The sequence below is a fragment of the Bradyrhizobium huanghuaihaiense genome (assembly GCF_007830635.1).
GTDB classification, from domain to species: domain Bacteria; phylum Pseudomonadota; class Alphaproteobacteria; order Rhizobiales; family Xanthobacteraceae; genus Bradyrhizobium; species Bradyrhizobium huanghuaihaiense.
The window spans coordinates 1-19,170 of the sequence record NZ_VLLA01000010.1 but is presented as its reverse complement, the minus strand read 5'-3'; the positions used below and the strand labels follow the sequence as shown (position 1 = coordinate 19,170).

Annotated in this window: 22 protein-coding genes and 2 pseudogenes; 14 read left to right on the top strand and 10 right to left on the bottom strand. The window is 61.1% G+C overall.

Features of this window, described 5'->3' with window-relative positions:
- Window positions 1–346 precede the first annotated feature (346 nt).
- Window positions 347–499, bottom strand: coding sequence for a hypothetical protein (locus IQ16_RS45220; protein ID WP_018644886.1), 153 nt, complete (start codon window positions 497–499; stop codon window positions 347–349).
- Window positions 500–940: 441 nt separating this feature from the next.
- Between IQ16_RS45220 and IQ16_RS20635 the strand changes: the two genes are divergently transcribed.
- Window positions 941–1,186 carry a hypothetical protein gene (locus tag IQ16_RS20635; RefSeq protein WP_244635776.1) on the top strand — a complete coding sequence of 82 codons (246 nt, stop codon included), beginning with the start codon at window positions 941–943 and terminating at the stop codon, window positions 1,184–1,186.
- A 68-nt stretch (window positions 1,187–1,254) separates the two neighbouring features.
- On the opposite strand, the gene IQ16_RS45710 is transcribed toward IQ16_RS20635, so the two are convergent.
- Complete coding sequence (locus tag IQ16_RS45710; protein ID WP_018644883.1) at window positions 1,255–1,419, bottom strand: hypothetical protein; 165 nt, start codon at window positions 1,417–1,419, stop codon at window positions 1,255–1,257.
- 248 nt (window positions 1,420–1,667) lie between these two features.
- On the opposite strand from IQ16_RS45710, the gene IQ16_RS20630 reads away from it, so the two are divergent.
- Entirely contained in the window at window positions 1,668–1,931 is a 264-nt protein-coding gene (locus IQ16_RS20630) for a hypothetical protein (protein ID WP_018644881.1), read from the top strand.
- Window positions 1,932–1,965: 34 nt separating this feature from the next.
- Here the strand turns inward: IQ16_RS20630 and IQ16_RS20625 are convergent, their stop codons facing one another.
- From IQ16_RS20625 to IQ16_RS20615, 3 genes are all read right to left on the bottom strand, one after another.
- The gene (locus IQ16_RS20625; protein ID WP_018644879.1) at window positions 1,966–2,187 is read right to left on the bottom strand and encodes a hypothetical protein; all 222 of its coding nucleotides are present in this window, start codon (window positions 2,185–2,187) and stop codon (window positions 1,966–1,968) included.
- Between the two features lie 902 nt (window positions 2,188–3,089).
- Entirely contained in the window at window positions 3,090–3,287 is a 198-nt protein-coding gene (locus tag IQ16_RS20620) for a hypothetical protein (RefSeq protein WP_080648101.1), read from the bottom strand.
- A 342-nt stretch (window positions 3,288–3,629) separates the two neighbouring features.
- Complete coding sequence (locus IQ16_RS20615) at window positions 3,630–3,899, bottom strand: DUF3551 domain-containing protein (protein WP_018644875.1); 270 nt, start codon at window positions 3,897–3,899, stop codon at window positions 3,630–3,632.
- A gap of 362 nt (window positions 3,900–4,261) precedes the next feature.
- Between IQ16_RS20615 and IQ16_RS46605 the strand changes: the two are divergent.
- Both IQ16_RS46605 and IQ16_RS20605 read left to right on the top strand, forming a co-directional pair.
- Window positions 4,262–4,453, top strand: a pseudogene (locus IQ16_RS46605) (hypothetical protein); the annotation flags it as partial.
- Between the two features lie 67 nt (window positions 4,454–4,520).
- Entirely contained in the window at window positions 4,521–4,871 is a 351-nt protein-coding gene (locus IQ16_RS20605; protein ID WP_018644873.1) for a hypothetical protein, read from the top strand.
- Window positions 4,872–5,141: 270 nt separating this feature from the next.
- Here IQ16_RS20605 and IQ16_RS20595 read toward each other — a convergent pair whose 3' ends face one another.
- Both IQ16_RS20595 and IQ16_RS20590 read right to left on the bottom strand, forming a co-directional pair.
- The gene (locus tag IQ16_RS20595) at window positions 5,142–5,417 is read right to left on the bottom strand and encodes a helix-turn-helix transcriptional regulator (RefSeq protein ID WP_092219821.1); all 276 of its coding nucleotides are present in this window, start codon (window positions 5,415–5,417) and stop codon (window positions 5,142–5,144) included.
- A gap of 30 nt (window positions 5,418–5,447) precedes the next feature.
- A complete protein-coding gene (locus IQ16_RS20590; RefSeq protein WP_018644871.1) occupies window positions 5,448–5,936 on the bottom strand; it encodes a hypothetical protein in 489 nt (162 codons plus the stop codon).
- 77 nt (window positions 5,937–6,013) lie between these two features.
- Between IQ16_RS20590 and IQ16_RS20585 the strand changes: the two genes are divergently transcribed.
- The 6 genes from IQ16_RS20585 (at window position 6,014) to IQ16_RS20560 (ending at window position 10,248) form a co-directional block, all read left to right on the top strand.
- Window positions 6,014–6,226: a helix-turn-helix domain-containing protein gene (locus IQ16_RS20585; RefSeq protein WP_018644870.1), complete on the top strand. Its 213-nt coding sequence runs from the start codon at window positions 6,014–6,016 to the stop codon at window positions 6,224–6,226.
- 47 nt (window positions 6,227–6,273) lie between these two features.
- Complete coding sequence (locus IQ16_RS20580) at window positions 6,274–7,191, top strand: DUF7146 domain-containing protein (RefSeq protein WP_244635775.1); 918 nt, start codon at window positions 6,274–6,276, stop codon at window positions 7,189–7,191.
- Window positions 7,173–8,744, top strand: a complete 1,572-nt coding sequence (locus IQ16_RS20575; protein WP_244635774.1) for a hypothetical protein — start codon at window positions 7,173–7,175, stop codon at window positions 8,742–8,744. The genes IQ16_RS20580 and IQ16_RS20575 overlap by 19 nt, the downstream gene beginning before the upstream one ends.
- Window positions 8,741–9,232, top strand: coding sequence for a hypothetical protein (locus tag IQ16_RS20570; RefSeq protein ID WP_051123015.1), 492 nt, complete (start codon window positions 8,741–8,743; stop codon window positions 9,230–9,232). Before IQ16_RS20575 ends, IQ16_RS20570 begins: the two co-directional genes overlap by 4 nt.
- A 22-nt stretch (window positions 9,233–9,254) precedes the next feature.
- On the top strand, window positions 9,255–9,761 hold the full coding sequence (locus IQ16_RS20565; protein WP_018644866.1) for a hypothetical protein: 507 nt from the start codon (window positions 9,255–9,257) through the stop codon (window positions 9,759–9,761).
- A gap of 166 nt (window positions 9,762–9,927) precedes the next feature.
- A complete protein-coding gene (locus IQ16_RS20560) occupies window positions 9,928–10,248 on the top strand; it encodes a hypothetical protein (RefSeq protein ID WP_018644865.1) in 321 nt (106 codons plus the stop codon).
- Here the strand turns inward: IQ16_RS20560 and IQ16_RS20555 are convergent.
- Both IQ16_RS20555 and IQ16_RS20550 read right to left on the bottom strand, forming a co-directional pair.
- Window positions 10,226–10,927 carry a recombinase family protein gene (locus IQ16_RS20555; protein WP_018644864.1) on the bottom strand — a complete coding sequence of 234 codons (702 nt, stop codon included), beginning with the start codon at window positions 10,925–10,927 and terminating at the stop codon, window positions 10,226–10,228. The two genes, IQ16_RS20560 and IQ16_RS20555, sit on opposite strands and share 23 nt — an antisense overlap.
- Before the next feature lie 858 nt (window positions 10,928–11,785).
- Window positions 11,786–12,052 (bottom strand): hypothetical protein, encoded by a 267-nt coding sequence (locus tag IQ16_RS20550; RefSeq protein WP_018644861.1) that lies wholly within the window; start codon window positions 12,050–12,052, stop codon window positions 11,786–11,788.
- A gap of 604 nt (window positions 12,053–12,656) precedes the next feature.
- On the opposite strand from IQ16_RS20550, the gene IQ16_RS20545 reads away from it, so the two are divergent.
- The 4 genes and pseudogenes from IQ16_RS20545 to IQ16_RS20530 all read left to right on the top strand — a co-directional run bounded on the left by IQ16_RS20545 (window position 12,657) and on the right by IQ16_RS20530 (window position 18,689).
- On the top strand, window positions 12,657–13,190 hold the full coding sequence (locus IQ16_RS20545; RefSeq protein ID WP_145831713.1) for a hypothetical protein: 534 nt from the start codon (window positions 12,657–12,659) through the stop codon (window positions 13,188–13,190).
- A 404-nt stretch (window positions 13,191–13,594) separates the two neighbouring features.
- Window positions 13,595–16,998: pseudogene (locus IQ16_RS20540) on the top strand (AAA family ATPase).
- Between the two features lie 337 nt (window positions 16,999–17,335).
- Window positions 17,336–17,770 carry a hypothetical protein gene (locus IQ16_RS20535; RefSeq protein ID WP_018644858.1) on the top strand — a complete coding sequence of 145 codons (435 nt, stop codon included), beginning with the start codon at window positions 17,336–17,338 and terminating at the stop codon, window positions 17,768–17,770.
- A gap of 481 nt (window positions 17,771–18,251) precedes the next feature.
- The gene (locus IQ16_RS20530) at window positions 18,252–18,689 is read left to right on the top strand and encodes a YybH family protein (RefSeq protein WP_018644856.1); all 438 of its coding nucleotides are present in this window, start codon (window positions 18,252–18,254) and stop codon (window positions 18,687–18,689) included.
- A gap of 308 nt (window positions 18,690–18,997) precedes the next feature.
- Here the strand turns inward: IQ16_RS20530 and IQ16_RS20520 are convergent.
- Window positions 18,998–19,170: integrase core domain-containing protein (locus IQ16_RS20520; protein ID WP_145831711.1), on the bottom strand; the 173-nt coding region annotated here is incomplete at its 5' end.

Genomic DNA, 19,170 nt, shown 5'->3' with positions numbered 1-19,170 from the left:
GAGGCAGCCGCGCGCAAGCTGGTCGAACTCGCCGCCAGCATTCCGCCGGTCCAGACGAGTGCATCCATATCGAGAAGATCAACGTGCCGTTTCTTTACCAGCTCAAGGCCAGCGGCCCGGAGTTTGGCGCGGGCATCATGAGCTGCTCAAATAACGAGTTCTCACCAACACACGTTCACTGGCCTGAGCCTCCAACCCCAGCCAGTCCAGACGCGACGCCATCGTGTGCAACCGCCATACGCTGCGTAACTCCAACCCGGCGCTCCCCAGCCGGGTCCCCAAGCGGGTCCTCCCCACCCCCAGCCGGGTCCCCAAGCTGCCGCGCTGGCTAGCCCAAGGCCGAGACCTATGCCCACAGCTGGTGCACCCCATCCGCCGCCGCGCCATCCGCCGCCGCGCCAACCGCCGCCATGCCAACCGCCGCCGTGCCATCCTCCATGAAAGCCGCCATGGCAAGCACCGCTGCGACAATGAGAGCGAAAAACGCCTTCTTGATCATGACAACCTCCGGTTTGAGTTGCGCGGCATAAACGCTTCGCGATCGCCTTTGTTCTGATCGCGCCCAACTTGCTTTAAATGATTAGGTCGGCCGACATTGAAGCCCACGGCTGATCACGGACCAGCAGGAACAACACACCGGCTGTGAAATTTGGTTGCTCGTTGGCCCTTCTCGCGGGCTGGCCTGAAGGGTTGGCGGGACGGCTCGGGTCCCCCGGGTCAACCGGGGCCGTCTTTCCTCTAAGTCGGTCGCCTCGAATGTTAATCTGCGATCCGGTTCATTTCGTACAGACGAAGAGAAATCCAAAGGCCGAGATTACTGCCAGCGCATGCGTCGGGTTAGCGTGCGCTGGCGGCCCCGGCTCGTCCCCTACCAGCCCCGCGGATGGGCTTGGGGCCTCTAGCCGTGTGAACTGTTCACTTTGGCACGGACCCTTGCTCAGTGCATGTCCTCTATGCGCGTGCAAAGGACGACCCAAGCTACAATCCAGTGCACACCGTCAGCATGACCGATCCTTCCAATCCCCACGCCGAGGCTGCTGTGCAGCTCTTGGTTTGGGCCCTGGAAGAAATCGAAAAGGCTGGCAGCATGGAAGCCGTGAAGCATGCTCGCCGCGCGCTCGATGCACTGCAGAAGAGCAACCCATCGGTCCATATCGACCCAGGGATTGGCGACGCTCATGGGTGATCGTGCGTCAATCGTCCCAGACGCAGTCGCGCAATCTCGGCTTTTTTTGATCTCGAGCTCCGACCGCGTTACTGCGGCAAATCCTTGCAGAGTTTGATCACGATCATGATCATCGAGCCGATTGCGACGACCACCGGGCAGACAAACGGCAACTCTTCGAGCACGCCGACAACGGCCGCTCGAACACGGGACGATCGTTTCAGCTGCGCGAAACGCAAGCCTGCCGCACCCATCGGACATCTCCGTTTGGCCCCCAGCAGCAGCGGTCTGATATTCGGCGCGAAATGGGGCCGAGCTATTACCAGTTCAGGTGTTCCCTAGAGCAAGGTGAAGGAACTCTTTAGCTCGTAGGGAGGCGCATTACCGGCAGAATGATCGGCAGCGATTGCCGTCGCGATAAGCTACGTGGCTTTGATTGGACCCTGCTCACACCGGGGTCGTTCATGTGATCTGAGGCTATTGCTTGCTAGGATATCGCCGCATGTGGAACTGGATGATGCTCGGGCTGGAAAGCAACCGCGTGATCGGCCTGCGGATGGCGAAGCTAATGCGCGGCGGCAAAGCCGCTCAACGTGAAGCCCAACTGATGGTAAGCGAGAAAATCTTTGCGGCGGCGAAGGCCGGTAAAAGCCTGATCGCTGGCGCATCCGGAGACAAGATTGTTGCGCAGTATCGAAGGAAGGTGGCGGCCAATGCCAAACGGCTCAGCCGCAAACAAACACGCCGCAAGCGAAAAACCCGGTGATCCTTCGGCAGGGCTTACTTGCGCGGGCGATCCGCTACCGCATTTTTAGTTCTTTGATCGCCAGAGCCGATATCACTGCGGGGTCACGGACATCGGTTTGCGCGATCTTGATGATCCTTTTTGCGATCATTTCGGTCAGGGGATCATCGCGATCCTTGACGCAAAGGTTGTGGAGGGCTTGCTCGTAAGCTGCCGTGATCGAGCTAATCTCTTCCGGCCTCATGCCGGAGTTTTGTAGTAGGCGGTAAATCGCCATCTCACTGCTCCTCGGCCTTGGCAATGGGCAAGATGGAAACGGCCGACGTGTCATCCTCGTCTCGCTCAGGCAGCGATAGGATCGCGTAGTGCTGGCGACCAACGAAAGTGCCGGGCGCTGGCGACTTTAGTATTTCCCGAGAGTTTGCCACTGTCTCACGCGTACGCGCGCAGATTTCCGCGATCTCGGAAGAGCCAGCTCTGATAGTGCTGATATCGCTGTGTGCCAGCATGCGATCCCCCTCATTGTACAGGCGGGAGCGCAATCGGTCTCTCAGCCACCGACGCCTACGGGCAGTGCCTCGGCCGGTGATGCGAATAACAATAGGACCGAACCGAGTAGGTTCCTAGAAGAAAGATCAGTCTGTTTTACCGAATTGTGCGGACGCGGATTGTGCCTAACGCCCACGCAGATTTACCTATGACAAAAATATCCGGTCGTGCCGGACCTGAGCAAGTCCGATGCGCGTTGTGAGCGCAAGAGCGCGGAAGTCCGGGCAACGAAGCCCACGAAGCCGAGGGTGGCCGTCATGGTCGAGGTCCCTGCAACCTACTTCACGCCTGACCATTCCCCAGACCCAGAGCAATGCCAAGCGATCCGCAAGGAGATCGGTGAGCGGCTTCGTGGTGCCCTCGCGGAGGATGTCGAGCCGCTACCGATGCGACTGGAAGGTTTGGTCGAGCGGCTTGCCGAGTTGGACGGCGGCGCGCCCTCAATCGCTCCTAACGGCGGGGACGCGTCTGCATTCCTGCCAGTCTGGAAGCTTCTGAGGCGTCTAGTGGCCTTGTGGCGGTTCCCCTAAGCCGCCAAACCGGATGCGGGCTCAGAACTGATCCTGCACGCGCCGCTATGCCGGATGCTTCGCGTTCTTCACCCACTCAAAGGGTACTAGGGCGAACGGCTCAGGCTGAACGGCGGGAATTTCCATGCGGATGGTGCTTGAAGAAGAGATCAAGCTTCACGGGTTCGCCGGTATCTCGCCAGAACAATCTTTTGCCCATGCTGCCCGCCACCGCCAGGCGATGGTGGCCCCCGAGCAGAATATGATCATCCGTTGCTATGGCGATGACCTCGCCGGTTTCATCAACGATGACTTTCATGCGGCGCCTCCAATGCAGCGCGCGTCCGTCAGCGCAGCGCGATGATGCGCAAAAAGCAAACCTTATGTCGGTCTCCGCGTTCCAACCGTGAAGATCACGGCGTGCGTAAGCCACTCCGCGCACCGCATTTCTGTGCGAATTGGTACAAAACGAAAGCGCGAAATCAAAAACCGCAAATATCCTCACACGGCGCGGTCGCGCGTACCCCGCGAAGCGGGCGATCGCGCGGCATCGTCATCGACCCGCGTCACGATCTTGGGCAAATCCGTCACAGCCATTGGATTTGGATCTGCGTCACCTGGCGGCAGGCGGCGCGCACCGGGAGCAGACGGCATTACGTCGTCACTGATGATGCGTTCGCTTGTGACGCACTGCGGGCTTTCCGCCTTTCCCGGCATAGTAGGGATTGACCACGCATGATGCAGCGCGGCCCGATGCGGAGGCCTGACACTGGGCGATATTGGAGTAGGCGCACTCGAAATAGTAATCCATGAAGCCGCCCGTATAGACTTGAAGGCAAACCGGGTAGGCGGGATCGTAGGTCTGCGCTTGCACGGATGTGGCGGCGCAGAGTGCGCCGCTCACGAGAATTTCAAGGACTGGAAGGCGCATCAGAACACTCCTCAATCAGGCCAGGACGTTTAACTGTCCTCGCGGAAGAGGTGACACCGTTTCGATCTCAGGCGCAAATCCCGCACGCTCCCTTCGAATGTCACATCCGCACTTCCTAGGCAGAGATAGCGGCGATAAAGCACATGAGCTGGGCGAATGTTTCGCCCGCGAACAGGCCTATCGGAGGGCCGGGCCCAAAGGACCAGAAACCGGATAGGAGCTCCTGGTGTGCGTTCGCGATGCTCGAACGATCAAGTGCTGGTCTCGTGGCCGCGCGCTCTGGAGCCTCCCTCCGTTTGTGCCCGGCACGTTGTCCACCGCAGTCTGTAGCGGCTTGCGGTCCGGCGATCCTCCCTGCTGGCATGGGCACCAAATCACGTGAGACCCATTTACGCGGCTCGGTCAGGCGGCTGCGGAGCAGGCGGTGGAAGCACGCAAGCGAGCCGACCGGCTTGCCTGCGAGGCATGGACCCCGCATGCTCGGCTTCAAGGGTCCGGCGCAGCCGACGCCGACGTTGGGCGACGCGCTCAATGCTGGATACTGCTATCTCGAACGCCTGGCCCTATGGAACCTTCGGAACGTGCAACTTATTGAGCGGTTATTCACGTAGAGGACGCTCTGTGAACCACTTCGCCGTTATCTTGATCTTACTCGTTGGCGGCGCTTCGCTCGCGTTCGGCCAAAGTGCGGGTGGATCGAGCAGTGGCGGCTCCGCGGCGAGTGGAAGCGCGGCCACCGGCTCCACAGGTTATGCCGGCGGCACCTTATCGACCGGGCATGCCATAAGCGGCACGGCGGGCTCCTCCGGTCCCAACGTTGGCAATGCGCTCAGCCACGCAGCGAGCGGTGACGTGGATGCTTCCTCCGTTAGTCCGGCTCCAGCCTCCCACGACAACGCGGTGGATACGCCCGCCGCCGAGCGCGCCATAAAGAACTTAGGCAACACGGATATCGGCATTCTCAAGAAGTAAGACCATTCTGCAAGCGGGCTCGATCTTGGCGTTTGCGGCCCTCTACAGCATCACAAGGGCCAAGAGGCCATCATTCGTCTGTTCCGCCTGGTCAACTGCCACGTCGGAAACCTCGCGCCGATGAGGGAGTGTTTCCAGACTATATCGCGCCGGGATTCACAATGCGGTGGGGCATGCCGCCACCACGCGCACCGGCGGGCCGCCGGTTAGTAATGTCCGCAACAAGTCGCCGCACTTGGATCAGGCCGGACACCGGTTCCTCGTCATACTCTAGTCGCTGCGCCGGCGCCGCCCCTTACCCCGAGCCCGCTGCGGGTCGAATTCATTCACTGCGTTCTGCCACGTGACGATCTGGTCCTCGTACCAGACGCGGCGGTTGGGGCTGATGTACGTGGACTTCGGAAACCTGCCAGCCTTCTCCATGCGGTAGAGCGTGGTGCGGCTGACGGGGATGATCTCCAACACCTGCTGCTCGTTGAGCATGCGACGGGGGGCGCACTTGGGCTCTCCGTTCATCTCGGTGGGCGCTGGCTTTGCTGCGGTCATTACGAACCTCCTCAAAGCCCGGTCTGCTACTCAGTCGTCGTTCTTTTTCTCGTTTCGCATTAATTGTCGAAAACGACGGATATCGAACTCGTCAGATCGCAAGCCGAGCGGTCTGACCCTGCGACGGTAATTCCGGGCTATAGCGCGTCCGATAGCCTCAGGAGGATCTTCGGGGCCGGCCTGCTGCTCTCGCGTTCCCAACGTGATCAATGGCTTCGCAGCCAGGTCGGACGGGCTGATGGGATAGCTCATCACCTGGTCGGCAATGGCCGCCATGAATGCAGAGCGCGCGCGTTCATCGCCCCACCACGTCGTGCCGAAATCGCGCATGGTCTCGTGCGCCAGAAACAAGATCGCGTAGATCAGATCGAGCGTGTGACCGTCACCCTCGATGTCGAAGGACATTTCGAGGCGCTGGCGAATATCTTCCGCGACCGACCGGAAGTTGCGTGAACTAGAGTCATCAAGTTTCGCGCGAAGTTCATCACCCAGGGTGATCTTGAACTGGTGCTGTTTCAACCTAGAGGACCCTTGTTATTAATATTCAGGACCTTACAATGATACGCAGTTAAGGGTCAATTGGAACCTAAACTGCAATGAATAGTCCAGAAAACACCATCCACCGCGTCCTCGATCAGCGCTGGGACGGTCGCTCGACGTTCACCGTCGAAGAGGCGGGATGCGAAATCCTGGGCCTCTCGAAGTGCAGTGCCTACGCCGCCGCGAACTCCGGCGAGTTGCCGGCGATCCGGGTGGGGCGCCGTTGGATCGTGCCGCGGCACGCGCTGGAACGCATGCTGAGCGGTTGACGAAGCGGGCGGATTGAAAGTGATCGGGCGCTAACGGGAGAGCGCATGTGAATTCTATTGAGCAGATCGCTTCGGCCTGCGGCCATGCTAAGCGGACGGCTCGCGGTTTCATGTGTCGCTGTCCGGCCCACGAGGAGAGGACTGGCAGTCTCTCGCTCGGATACGGCCGCGACGGGATCGTCCTCGTCCATTGCTTCGGCGGCTGCAGCCAGGCGTCAGTCATTGATGCGCTCAAGGGCCTCGGCGTGTGGCCGGGGCCGCACGTCGTCGGGCCGCGCAACGTGTCGAAAACGCCGGTGTCGAAAGATGCCGGCGTTTGCAGCTCTGCTTCGTGGGCAGCACGGATTTGGAATGCCTCAACTTGCGCAAAAGGCTCGCTGGTTGAGATCTATCTGCGGCGGCGTGGCCTCACGGTCTCAATTCCCTCGGCCATTCGGTTTCACCATGGTCTGAGGCACCCGGAAGGGTCGAGCTGGCCGGCAATGATTGCATTGGTGTCCGACGCACTCGGCGGCACTCCGACCGCTATCCACCGCACGTTTCTCTCGCGCGATGGCACCTCCAAGGCTCCTTTGCAGACCACCAAGATGATGTTGGGACCCTGCCGCGGCGGGATCGTGCGCCTTGGTGGTTGGGGAAACGTCCTTCTGATTGGCGAGGGGATCGAGACCTGCCTCTCGGCAATGCAGGCAACAGGACACCGGACGTGGGCGGCGCTCTCGACTTCAGGCCTGCGGACGATCGCTCTGCCTGATGACGAGCAGGACATTGTCATCCTTGCCGACGCCGACCGGGCAGGGGAGGCGGCGGCCAAAAACGCGGCGCACCGCTGGGTGCTCGAAGGGCGCCGCGTCCGGATCGCTCGCCCGCCGCCGGGACTGGATTTCAACGACATGCTGATCGCTTGCGAACCGTCGAGCGGTCTGCGCGGTGACGGGGACATGCCATGTTGGTACACGCAGTGAATTGCGAGCACGGGCTCCCGCGGTTTCTCTGCCAGCGGTGCGAGCAAAACGGTCGCGCGGTAGGAGTCTTTTCGCTCCGCACCGATCTGATCAATGTTGCACGTGGAACGTCTCAAGTTGCGCAGCGTCGCATTGCGGCGACGATTGCCGCCGCTGAGGAGGTGTACGCCCCCTTGGAAGGTGGGCTCGAACGGGCCGGCGCGCCTCAGGACACTGCCGTTAGGACGCGACCGACGCAGGCCAATATTCTGGCCGAGGTCGCGCAGAGCGCCGAATTGTTTCATGCGCCCGACGGAACCGGCTACGCCGATCTGGACATCAATGGTCACCGCGAGACTTGGCCGATCCGCTCCAAGGGGTTTCGCCGTTGGCTCACGCGTCGGTTTTTCGAAGAAAAGGGAGGAGCGCCGAACTCCGAAGCAATGCAGTCGGCACTGAACCTTGTGGAAGCAAGGGCACACTTCGGTTCACCCGAGAGGTGCGTCTGCATTCGGGTAGGGGCGCTTGAGGGTCGTCTCTACCTGGATCTTGGTGATGAAGAGTGGCGCGCAATCGAGATCGATTCCACTGGTTGGCGGATCGTCAATGACCCGCCGGTGCGTTTTCGTCGCGCTACCGGGATGCAACGCTTGCCGGATCCTGTGCGGGGTGGGTCGGTCGAAGCGCTGCAGCGCTTCTTGAATGTGCATTCCAACAAGGACTTCGTTCTGGCCGTGTCCTGGGCGCTGGCCTGCCTGCGCAATCGTGGTCCTTATCCGGTGATTGCGCTGGCAGGGGAGCAGGGCTCGGCCAAGTCCACTTTTTCGGCGATCCTGCGGTCGCTGCTTGATCCCAACTCCGCTCCCTTGCGCGCGCTGCCGCGTGAGGATCGCGACCTCTTCATTGCTGCCAGCAACAGCCACGTGTTGGCCTTCGACAATGTCTCAGGTCTGCCGGCCTGGATCTCGGACACGCTCTGCCGGCTGGCGACCGGCGGTGGCTTTGCCGTCCGCCAGCTTTACACGGATCACGATGAGGTACTGTTCGACGCCACCCGCCCGGTGATCCTTAACGGGATTGAGGAAATTGTCACTCGGCCCGACCTCGCTGACCGCGCCTTGTTCTTGACGCTGCAACCGATCCCCGAGGAGCTCCGCCGGCCGGAACGGGAGCTGTGGGCTGCATTCGAGGCTGAGCGCCCGAAGATTCTCGGCGCTCTCCTCGATGCCCTTGTGGTCGGCCTGAAACGCATGCCTGAGACACGTCTGCCGAAGTTGCCGCGCATGGCGGACTTCGCCCTGTGGGCTACAGCATGTGAGACGGCGATCTGGTCCGCCGGCACGTTCATGTCAGCCTATGTTGGCAACCTCGCTGGTATCACCAACGAGATCCTCGATGGGGCGCGGACGGAAGGCCCGCATGCGGACGATGTCAGTGAGCGCGATCATCAGATCGTCCGCGACAACTCCCGCGAAGACAAGGCTGAGGACGCAACGGACGATGCGGACGCAACTCTTCCCCAGCACTTTGAGCCCAGCCCGTCGCAGGCACCAGGCTGGAGGATGCGGTTATGACGGTTTGCGAAGCTCTCAGTGCGGCTCGTGCCGCAGGCATTTGCCTGGTGCTCGACGGCCACGATCTCTTGCTGACGGCAGCCGAGGCACCTCCGGATGAGGTGCTCAGCGCGCTGTCCCGCCACAAGCCTGAAATCGTCACGCTGCTGCGGTCCACCCACGAGCGCTGGTCGGAGGAGGATTGGCTGGCTTTCTTCGACGAGCGGGCGGGCATTGCCGAGTTTGATGGCGGAATGGAGCGTCGGGATGCCGAGGCGCGCGCTCTTGAATGTTGCGTCGTCGAATGGCTGAACCGCAATCCGGTCTGCTCTCCTCCCGGACGGTGTCTGCACTGCGGCGGCAGCGAAGCCACGCTCGACGAACTGGTGCCATTCGGTACGGAGCTGAGTGGTCACGTCTGGTTGCATTCACGGTGCTGGGCAGCATGGCATGGCAACCGGAATGCTATGGCCGCCGCTGTTCTCTCGGCCATTCTGAGGGGCAGATGATGCGATAAGGGGAGCGAAATCGATGCAAACGGACATTATGAAAGACGACATCCGGGATTTGTTCGCGGGCTTCGTCGTGGCAATCGAGCTGGATCAGCTTCGGGTGGACGCATTGCCGCCAGAGGCCTTCCTAGACGATTACTCGGACAACACGTGGCGCATCTGGCGCCGCTGCCATCTCGAGTACCTCAGCTTGCTGCTCTCGACGGTCGATGAGATCCAGCCAGTCACTTTGGAAAAGTTGACGTGGATTGCCGTCAATTATGATCCCAAGTTCGTAGGCGAGCGGCTGCTCGACGTACTCGGCGCGGCTTCTGCCGACTCGGTTCCCCGCGAGGACGTTGCTACGGCTGAACTCTTTCTCAAGATGTTGATCCAGGACGTTTCCGGCCGGACCGAGGGTAGATCAATCGCACAGGACGCCAGCACTTTGATGAAGCGTTGGCTGCGCGACACCGATCCCCTTCATATCGCTCGAGATCCGGAATGCGGCTATGGGCCGTACCTGGGTGGGTACGCGGCTTCGTAAGCTGCCACGGCGCAGGTGCTCATGCGTAACCACCGTAACCACGCTCGCCTCACTGAAGCTCCATATCGAGCGGTCTGGTGATGTTGGCTGTAGCAAGTCTGTAGATTGAGGGCGGCTTTCAGAATAAGATCAGGTTCTTACGTCCGGCGAAAATGCCGAGGAGCCAATGGGACGACCGCTCGGAAGCCCGAACAGGGAAAAGCCGTTTCAGGACGCGCTCAGGATCGCGCTGCGTAACCGTCCCCTGGCGCTGCGCAGGGTGGCGGACCAGCTGCTCGACAAGGCGGAGCAGGGCAATCTCGCCTACATTCGCGAGCTTGTTGATCGCCTGGATGGCAAGCCGGTCCAGGTTGTTGACCGGCGCGACGTGCCAATCGACCAGTTGAGCGATGCCGAGCTGTATCGCATCGCGGCGGGTGGGGGACTGAGCCCGGACACGATGTTGCTGCTGCCGCCGGCGAAGGTCAGGTCGGACGATCCGAGTTGACGCTAGGCACGTCACCTGAGAACTGCAAGCGACTGAGCAGCCTGATCACCTGAGTAGCCTGCCACTTGCCACCTCTTGGCGTTGTCACGCCTCGATCATTCAGGATCATCGAGATCCGCTTCGCAGGCAGATTACGTATCGGCTCGATAATGGGACGAAAATGCTCCGCGTGCTGGTCTGCTTCGGCCTTGCGAGCTTCTCCGATACCAGGATTGCCGAGCAACTGACCGCGAGCCTTGGCCGCGGTGAGGGCTTCTCTTGTGCGCTGGGCAATACGCTCGCGCTCCTTCTCCGCGACAGCAGCGTGAATGTGTAGCATGAACGGATCAACGTCGGGCCCGAGCTCGGTCACGATGAAGGGGATGCGCTGCACCATCAGGCCGGAGATGAAATGAACGTCGCGGCTCAGCCGGTCCAGTTTGGCAATGATGATCGGGGCGGCGCCAGTTTTTCCACCCTTGCCAAGCTTGCGGGCGAACTTCATGGCTGCTGCGAGCTCAGGACGACGCTCCAGCGCGTCTGCGCCCTTGCCGGTCTCGACCTCACGATACTCGGCTTCGATGCTGTAGCCGTGCTGCGCGCAGAACGCCTTGATAGCAGCCTGCTGAGCCTCTAGCCCGAGACCGCTGCGGCCTTGCTTGGGTTTTGAAACGCGGATGTAGGAAACGGCGGGTCGCATAGAATGTTCTTCCTCCCAAAGTTTACAAGCGATTGAACGTCTATCTGTAAACACCGCGAGTCTAGCGAACGAAAACGCAATTCGGAATCCTCTTTCTTCTGAAACCGCGATTGAGCCGCACTCCGGCCGCCGTCAGCGCATCACCAACTCGAGGATGCGTTCGACGGCGTGCTACGACGGACGTGCGTCGTGCGTACCCGCGCTATGCGCTGGCGAGTAGCCGTCTACTCCTGTTCGAGCGTCTCCTCCGGTAGTTTAGACCGGGCCAGCGCCATCAGCCGTTCGTCTCGGTCGGCCGCGAGCCAAGCGAATGACATGGGACCTTGAAGGGCCTCCATCCCAGCGCGCCTTTGGTAGGCGGATGATTTCTTGTGCCCAGGGGGAGGGGGAGGGAAAAAATCTCGGAAAAGCATGCTTGTGCTTGTGAGCCAAGCTCAGAGGAAACTCCACAATCTTTGCGGGCCGGGACTAGAAGCCAAATCCGCGACCAATCTCCCGAGCGAACCTGAGTGCAGCGTCGGTATGGCGACCATACAAAAGCAACTTGTCAAACTGAGACAGAATGCTCATTCCAAATAGTGCTATAGCAATGCCTCTAAACATGGTTGTGGTCCGGGTTGAACGATGCTGTGAAAGTTCAAAACGGCCCCAGCCGCAGGATTGGGGTAACAGCCGGGGCCGGCATTCCCATTCCAATGTGCCGCATCGGCGGTAATCGGCACGCTTCTAGTTGGGCACAGAGAAGCTAACGACTATTTAAGAACCGACAGGTTGGGCGACCGTCGCATAAACCTACTTGCAATAGCAGTGGTCCTTAAGACGATCGTTGCGTGTGACTTGCAGCACCGTGGCACTGGTTCAATGCGACGCGCAGCGCGGGCATTCGCCATCTGCTGCTTCCGCGAGCTGTCGTCCGATCTCTTTCCTAAGATTTGCGGGCTCCCAGTTGGTGCCATCGCGCTTGACGATCTTCTTCGCCCGCTCCAAGGCATGGCTCTCGGCCGCATCGTCACCTATGCGGATAATCACTTCAGGGTGAAAGGGACAGCTCGCGATTGCACGAGTTGTTTCCAAGGCATACCGCACGGTGGCGCTAAGCTCGTCGGTGTAATCTTTAGCGAACATATCTGGCCTCCTGTCGCGCGCTTGTCCGGCGAGACCAATACTCCGTAATGCATGTGCGACGCGGATCGGCAGTTAGGCGAGGCTCGGTCTGCCTACGAGGCCGAGCCTCATAACCTCAGCAGCCTGACAACAGGTTATTCGGCTACGCTTCCAGTCTATTCGAGTTAGCCGGACTTCGCCTTGATGTTGCGCAAAGGCCGCCTCGAGCCAGCCTGGCCCTCTTGCGGAGAGGGAGTGCGGGGCCAGGCGGCCCGACGGCTGGCGCGCGAGGATGGTTGCGCCATGCGAGCGAAGTCTAAGTCCAATCGGCAACTTCGTTGTGTGCACTTGTGACCTAAAGAAGTAATTGTAATGTTCCTGTCAGGGAACATTGAGGCGCAAATCAAAGATAGCGGGCCGGCGAGAGAAGCTTCGGCAATACGCCGCCGAGCGCCGCCATCGCAGTTGCAGATCCATGGAAAGTATCGGCGCTTGGCGCTCGCTGGGTCAGTGCAGCGGACCATTGATGCATGGAGATTGCGCGTCCAATAGACGCATTGGAAATTCAAAGATGGAGGTTTTTGCTCGACGATGCGTAACCCCGCAACTGATCTGGGAGGAAACGATGAGGTATCATCTCAATCCATCGTGGATGTCGGGTTGTGTTTTGCTTGCTTTGGCAGGCTCGTCGGCCGCTGTCCCCGCGAAAGCGGAAGAATCGGGTCAATGGTTTGGTCGAGCTGTTCTGGTCGCGCTGTCCAGCAAGAGCGTGAAGGTGGAAGACCGGGCTGACCATGCGGTGTCGGTCACCGAATACGACGGCGCCGTGTTCAATGCCGACGGCAAACCCTTCCTCGACAAAGCCCGCTATCAGGTGGTTGATCTAACGGATGCTGGCACCTCCAGCGGCGGCCACAAGACCTTCACAGAGGCCGATGGATCTAAAGTGTTTGCCAAGTACGTCCTGAAAGACGCGAAGCCGAAAGAGTTCCGCGGTACCTTCGAGTTCACTGGTGGCACGGGCAAATATGCAGGGATTACGGGCCGCGGTGAATATCACGTCGTGCTCGTCAGCGACACGGCCTTGTGGGATGAACTCCGCGGCGAGTACAAAATTCCGGCTACCGTTGGAAGTGCGCGACCTGATCCTAACAAATGAGCGTCAACCGCTGTGCGCGCGCATTTCTGATGGGCTGATCGACTGGCGTATGGATGTGCGTAAGTGACATCCGCGCGACCAGTCTCAGTCGATCATCTGCGGAGTAGCGCAGTCTGGCGACAGCCGGACGGACAGCTTTGAATTGGCCACTCCCCTTGCGCCGGACTGCACTGAACGGAGCCGGCGTAAGGTGACTTCGCTGGAGGCTTCGTCGCTCGTACACTCGATATCAGCTTCATCCATTTGCGATGGGCGACGCTGAAGCCGACACGGCTGCAAGTCGGACTTGGTTCCGGAATCTGACATTCCTCTCGTCGTGACGTTTCACCGCGCCCTCCGCCATACCGTTTTGAGATAAGGTGGAGCACCTAGCGCCTCTGAAGAGTGTAAGCCGGGAGGAGCCCATGGACGTCGCGGCTTGGCTGCATGGTCTGGGGCTGGGACGGTACGAGCACGCTTTCCGCGAGAACGACGTCGACGCCGGGGTCCTCGCTGACCTCACAGCTGACGATCTGATTGAGCTCGGCATCACCTCGATCGGCCACCGTCGCAAATTACTCGCGGCGATCGCCACTCTGCGCTCCGGCTCAGTTCCGGAGACCGCACCTGCTGCGCCGTCGTCCGCCGCGGTCCCCGGGAAGGCCTTGCTTGCGCCTGAGGGCGAGCGCCGCCAACTCACAGTGATGTTTGTCGACCTGGTCGACTCGACCGCCCTCGCAGGGCAGCTCGATCCGGAGGAGATGGCCGAGGTCCTGCGGACCTATCAGAGTGCAGTGGCGGGCGCGATCGCGCGGTTCGAAGGGCACGTATGGGCGATGGTGTGCTGGCCTATTTCGGCTATCCGCGCGCCCACGAGGATGAGGCCGAACGCGCCGTGCGCGCTGGACTTGCCGCGGTCGTAGCGGTGCACGGCCTCCTTTCACCGCCCGGCGAAACGCTGGCGGCGCGAGTCGGCATCGCGACCGGCCCGGTGGTTGTCGGCGAGTTGATCGGCGAAGGTGCAGCGCGCGAGGAAACGGTGGTCGGCGACACGCCGAACCTCGCGGCGCGACTGCAAACCCTGGCCGAGCCGGGCACGGTGGTGATCGGCGCGCGGACCCGGGAGCTCATTGGCGGGCTGTTCGATCTCGCCGAGCTCGGCATGAAGATCTTGAAGGGATTTCCCGTTCCGGTCCGGGCGTGGCGCGTGGTCGGGGAAGGCGCCGCGGAGAGCCGGTTCGAGGCGTTGCACGGGTCCGACCTGACGCCGCTCGTCGGTCGCGAGCATGAGATCGGCCTGCTACTCGAGCACTGGGAGCGCGCCAAGGAGGGTGAGGGCCAGGTGGTGCTGCTGGCGGGCGAGCCTGGTATCGGCAAGTCGCGCCTCGTGCGCGCGCTGCGCGGGCGACTTGAAAATGAGCCGCATACGGCGCTGAGCCACTACTGCTCACCGCACCATCAGACCAGCCCGCTCTATCCGGTGATCGGCCTGCTGGAGCGGGCGGCGGGCTTTGCCGCCGACGATCCCGCCGCGACGCGGCTCGACAAGCTCGAGGCGCTGCTTGCGCTCTCGGCCGATGATGTCATCGCGGTGGCCCCGCTGCTTGCGGCATTGCTGTCGCTCGAGACGGCTGCGCGCTACCCGCCGCTTGAGATGAGCCCGCATCGGCAGAAGGAGCGGACGCTCGAGGCGCTGGTCAATCAGGTTCTCGGCCTCGCAGCACGGCGGCCCGTGCTTGCTATGTACGAGGACGCGCACTGGGCCGATCCAACCTCGCTCGAGCTGCTCGATTTTCTGGTCGACCGGGTGCAAGACGCCCCCGTGCTCGTCCTCATCACTTTCCGGCCCGAGTTCGCGCCGCCCTGGACGCGCCATGCCCATGTCACCGCGCTGACCCTCAGCCGGTTGAGCCGCCGGCAGGGTGCGGCCATGGTCGCACGGCTGAGTGGCGGCAAGGCACTGCCTCCTGCGGTGCTCGACCAGATCGTTGCCAAGACGGACGGCGTCCCGCTGTTCGTCGAGGAGCTGACGCGGACCGTGCTGGAGGCCAATCTCCTCCGCGATGAGGGCGATCACTACGCGCTCGCGGGGCCGCTGCCGCCGATGGCGATCCCTGCCACGCTTCAGGAGTCGCTGTTGGCGCGGCTCGACCGGCTAGCTCCGGCCCGGGAGGTGGCCCAGGTCGCAGCCGCTATTGGCCGGGAATTCTCTCACGAACTGCTCGCGATTGCGGCCGCGCTGCCGGAGAGCGATCTGCAGGCGGGATTGGACGACCTCGTCGGTTCGGGCCTGGTCTTCCGGCGGGGAACGCCACCTCAAGCGACCTATAGCTTCAAGCATGTACTCGTGCAGGACACCGCCTATGCAACACTGGTTCGCGCGAAGCGGCAGCGCTTGCACGCCCGGATCGCTGCCGCGCTTGAGCAGCATTTTCCAGAGAGGGTGCAGGCGCAGCCCGAACTTCTGGCCCACCATTACATGGAAGCAGGACTGGCCGAACCGGCGATCGACTATTGGCTGAGGGCGGGACAGCGAGCCATCACGCGCTCGGCTATGACCGAAGCGCTGGCGCAGTTGCGGAATGGGTTGGACCTGCTCGCGGATCTGCCGGAAGTCGATCGCGCGCGGCGAGAACTCGACCTCCAGGTGGCGTCGGGTGTGGCGCTGATGGCCACGCAAGGCTGGGCAGCGCCGGAAGCCGGGCGGGCCAACGCCCGTGCTCGCAAACTCTGCGAGCAGCTCGGCGCCACCGCCCAGCTCTGGCCCGTGCTCTACGGTCAATGGGTGTTCCACGGCGTGCGGGGCGAGCACAACGCCGCGCAAAATGTGGCAGACGAGTTTCTTCGCCGGGCGCAGGACCATCATGACACGTCCGCAGCGGTAGTTGCTCACCGCATCTGCGGGACCGGTGCATTATGGCGCGGAGAGCTGTCTGCTGCCCGCATCCATCTGCAGCAGACGCTTGCCCTCTACGATCGGCAGGAGCATCACTCGCTCGCCTCGCTCTACGTGCAGGATCCGCGGGTGGCGGCGCTATCGGGGCTCTCATGGACGTTGTTTGCGCTGGGCTATCCGGAGCAGGCCCGGACGCGGAGCCGCGAAGCCCTCGATGCGGCACGTGAGCTCGCTCACCTCAGCACAGTGGCGTACGCCCTTTTGTTCGCGTCTTTCTTCGAGCAGTATCGTTTGGCGTGGCGCGAAGCGAAGGACCGAGCGGAAGCACTGGTTGAGCTCTCGACCGAACAGGGATTTCCGCATTTTCTAGCGCCCGCCATGGTAATCCGGGGTTGGGCTCTGACCCAGTCGGGGGAAGCGGAGACAGGGCTCGCGCAGCTTCGGCAGGGCCTGCCCGGATGGCGTGCCACCGGGGCTGGTCTCTATGAGCCGTATTTCCTTGGTCTGCAGGCTGAGGCGTGCGGCTGTTTGGGCGCAGTGGAGGAAGGTTTGGAGATGGTTGCAAAGGCGCTGGACCGCGTGGAAGAAACCGGCGAGGGATGGTTCGAGGCCGAACTCCATCGAATTATGGGTGAGCTGATGTTGCGGTTGCCTAAGCCCGACCCAACCGCCGCGGAAGCACGGTTCGGGCATGCCGCTGCAAGGGCGCGCCAGCAAGGCGCCAAGCTCTGGGAATTGCGCGCAGCGACACATCTTGCACGACTATGGAAACAGCAGGGGCGGTGCGGCGAGGCTCGCGACCTGCTCACACCACTTTATAGCCAGTTCACCGAGGGTTTTGGGAGTCTGGACCTACAGACTGCCAGAGCAATACTTCAAGAGACCACGGCTAGCTCCGAGCCGAAGAACCCGATCCCAAATATCAGCAGTTAATTCTGGATACGAGCGTCGCAGATCTCTGGGCTCGACTTACAAGGTCATGCGCCCATTTTCGATGTAATCGCCGGCACTAAGTATCTTTCGTACAGCTCCGCCGCACGTCGAGTTGCCAATGGTGGAGATCAACCATTGTGGCCTCCCAGCTCCTGACTAGCCCTTATAGCATCGGTCTCGCTGGTCGCCCGTGAAGCGAGACGTCCCCTGCGCTCGCGAATGCCGTGACAAACCAGTGGCGTCACAGTACTGCTATAAATTCCCTACGTTTCACTCAATCCTCATCTCAGCTTGAGGAGATAGGTGCAAATTATCAGGTTTCGCCAATCGGACCACCATGTCCTCTAGCTCCAACACCAGTATCGCCAAGAGAGCTCGCACGAAGGCCGAGGCGGATTTTGCCACCTGGCTCATGATGGCCAAGCTCGGTGGTTTCGATGACCTTCCGTCAAACGCACAGAGTTTTCTGACAAACTTTCGAACCCGACTTGAGACGATGAGCGAGGCCGAGTCCACGGCCCTGGCCGTTCGCGAAATCTACAGCGCATATTACAGCGAGATGGGAGGCGTGGGCGCGCCGCCGGAACTAAAGGCTCGCACACCAACGACAGAGAGAAAAGGCGTGCGGTTCCAGACAGGGCCTAAACATCAGCCCGGTCTATCGGCTGCGCGCCATTCGACGAGGCCAATGATCAGAAAATCGCTTTCGGCACTGCTGATTTTCGCGAGCATGGTGGCACTGATTGTCGCATATAGATTTCTGACGCAGTAACAGCGCAGCGGATTGTGCGGGGAAGAAGCGCCGCTCACAGTTCGCATTTGGGCCAAAAGGCGAATTACAGCGTAACCAGCGCACGGAATCCCAGGTTAGGCAACGGTGTGCGGCGTCGCTCTCCCATTTGTCAACGTGGTTGACGGTAATTGCCCGGAATTGCTGTTCCGCGAACTATTGGATGGAGTCTTCCGGCAACCAGCCATGATGAATTTGCCTTCGCAGAACTGGTCATGGTGGTTGAAATTCGGCGCATGTGTGACCGGCTGCATTAGCGGTGTCATGGCGCGCGATATGGACTCCGAGGTGAATAGCGCCGTTGAAGTTACCGTCGCCCGCACCTCTTCCCTAATGATCCAATGGCCGGCAACAGCGCGACCGGCGACGGTGTCGTCATGCTGGCGGGAGCGCAGCCGCGGCGGACGACGGGATTAATTATCTGAGCAATTGGGAAAGGCGTTATCCAACAGAGGAGTAACCTATGAAGTTGGCTCAAACATCAGCACTAGTCATTTTTCTGCTCGGCGCGCCGGGAATTTCGCTGGCCGCGGACGCCAAGGGGGACGTGGAGAAGGCTTACGCCGCCTGGGATGCCGCATTCAACAAGCGCGACGAGAAAGCCATCGGCGCCTCCTATGTCGCGACGGCAAAATTGATGCCGCCCACACATCAGGTCGCGTCGGGTCCGGCTGAGATCGAGAAGTTCTTTGCCGGACTCTTCGCCAACGGTGTGACGGATCACAAGTTGGAGATGATCGACGCCGGCGGAGACGACAAAATTGTGTTCGGCACAGCCAAGTGGAGCGCCACGGGTAAGGACAAGGAGGGCAAGCCATCTCCCTTCAGTGGTTTAGCGACGCACGTCTTCGAACGCCAAGCCGACGGATCGCTCAAATTGAGGCTGCAAACATTCAACTAAAACGGTAGAGGCTTCATCGGTCCGGTGAGGCGGCGGCCTTACCGGACCACCCAATCGCTCCCAAGCTGGACAGCGATTGACGGCTTGCCGTTGACTGGCACCGTGCCCGGCTGCAGGAATATCTTCGCCGCCTTTGGCTATGGCGGCAACGGCATTGCCTTCAGAGCTGGCCCCGGTTGTTTGGACAGCGCCCCGCTGGATTTAAGTGGATTCCTGCCGGGTTATGCTGAACGCGGGGCTTTACGATTTTGTCGTTGCGTCGGGAGGGCGTAGCCCGACCAGAGCGACGACAAAATCGTCGGCGACGGTCATGCGGCCATCACCATAGCTTGCGTGCCGAAGTAAGCCTCGTCGGGCGTGCGCCCGTCAAGGCTCGAGTGAGGGCGTCCCTGATTGTAGAAGGCCAGATACTTGGCAATTGACGCTCGCGCCTCGGACACGCTGTCGTAGGCGCGGAGATAAACTTCTTCGTATTTGACCG

Coding starts and splice junctions, on each gene's coding strand:
- IQ16_RS20535 (WP_018644858.1), top strand. CDS start 17,336: ATGTCCTCTAGCTCCAACACCAGTATCGCCAAGAGAGCTCGCACGAAG.
- IQ16_RS20545 (WP_145831713.1), top strand. CDS start 12,657: ATGAGGTATCATCTCAATCCATCGTGGATGTCGGGTTGTGTTTTGCTT.
- IQ16_RS20630 (WP_018644881.1), top strand. CDS start 1,668: ATGTGGAACTGGATGATGCTCGGGCTGGAAAGCAACCGCGTGATCGGC.
- IQ16_RS20585 (WP_018644870.1), top strand. CDS start 6,014: ATGAATAGTCCAGAAAACACCATCCACCGCGTCCTCGATCAGCGCTGG.
- IQ16_RS20560 (WP_018644865.1), top strand. CDS start 9,928: ATGGGACGACCGCTCGGAAGCCCGAACAGGGAAAAGCCGTTTCAGGAC.
- IQ16_RS20595 (WP_092219821.1), bottom strand. CDS start 5,417: ATGACCGCAGCAAAGCCAGCGCCCACCGAGATGAACGGAGAGCCCAAG.
- IQ16_RS45220 (WP_018644886.1), bottom strand. CDS start 499: ATGATCAAGAAGGCGTTTTTCGCTCTCATTGTCGCAGCGGTGCTTGCC.
- IQ16_RS20625 (WP_018644879.1), bottom strand. CDS start 2,187: ATGGCGATTTACCGCCTACTACAAAACTCCGGCATGAGGCCGGAAGAG.
- IQ16_RS45710 (WP_018644883.1), bottom strand. CDS start 1,419: ATGGGTGCGGCAGGCTTGCGTTTCGCGCAGCTGAAACGATCGTCCCGT.
- IQ16_RS20570 (WP_051123015.1), top strand. CDS start 8,741: ATGACGGTTTGCGAAGCTCTCAGTGCGGCTCGTGCCGCAGGCATTTGC.
- IQ16_RS20555 (WP_018644864.1), bottom strand. CDS start 10,927: ATGCGACCCGCCGTTTCCTACATCCGCGTTTCAAAACCCAAGCAAGGC.
- IQ16_RS20620 (WP_080648101.1), bottom strand. CDS start 3,287: ATGAAAGTCATCGTTGATGAAACCGGCGAGGTCATCGCCATAGCAACG.
- IQ16_RS20550 (WP_018644861.1), bottom strand. CDS start 12,052: ATGTTCGCTAAAGATTACACCGACGAGCTTAGCGCCACCGTGCGGTAT.
- IQ16_RS20565 (WP_018644866.1), top strand. CDS start 9,255: ATGCAAACGGACATTATGAAAGACGACATCCGGGATTTGTTCGCGGGC.
- IQ16_RS20530 (WP_018644856.1), top strand. CDS start 18,252: ATGAAGTTGGCTCAAACATCAGCACTAGTCATTTTTCTGCTCGGCGCG.
- IQ16_RS20615 (WP_018644875.1), bottom strand. CDS start 3,899: ATGCGCCTTCCAGTCCTTGAAATTCTCGTGAGCGGCGCACTCTGCGCC.
- IQ16_RS20575 (WP_244635774.1), top strand. CDS start 7,173: ATGTTGGTACACGCAGTGAATTGCGAGCACGGGCTCCCGCGGTTTCTC.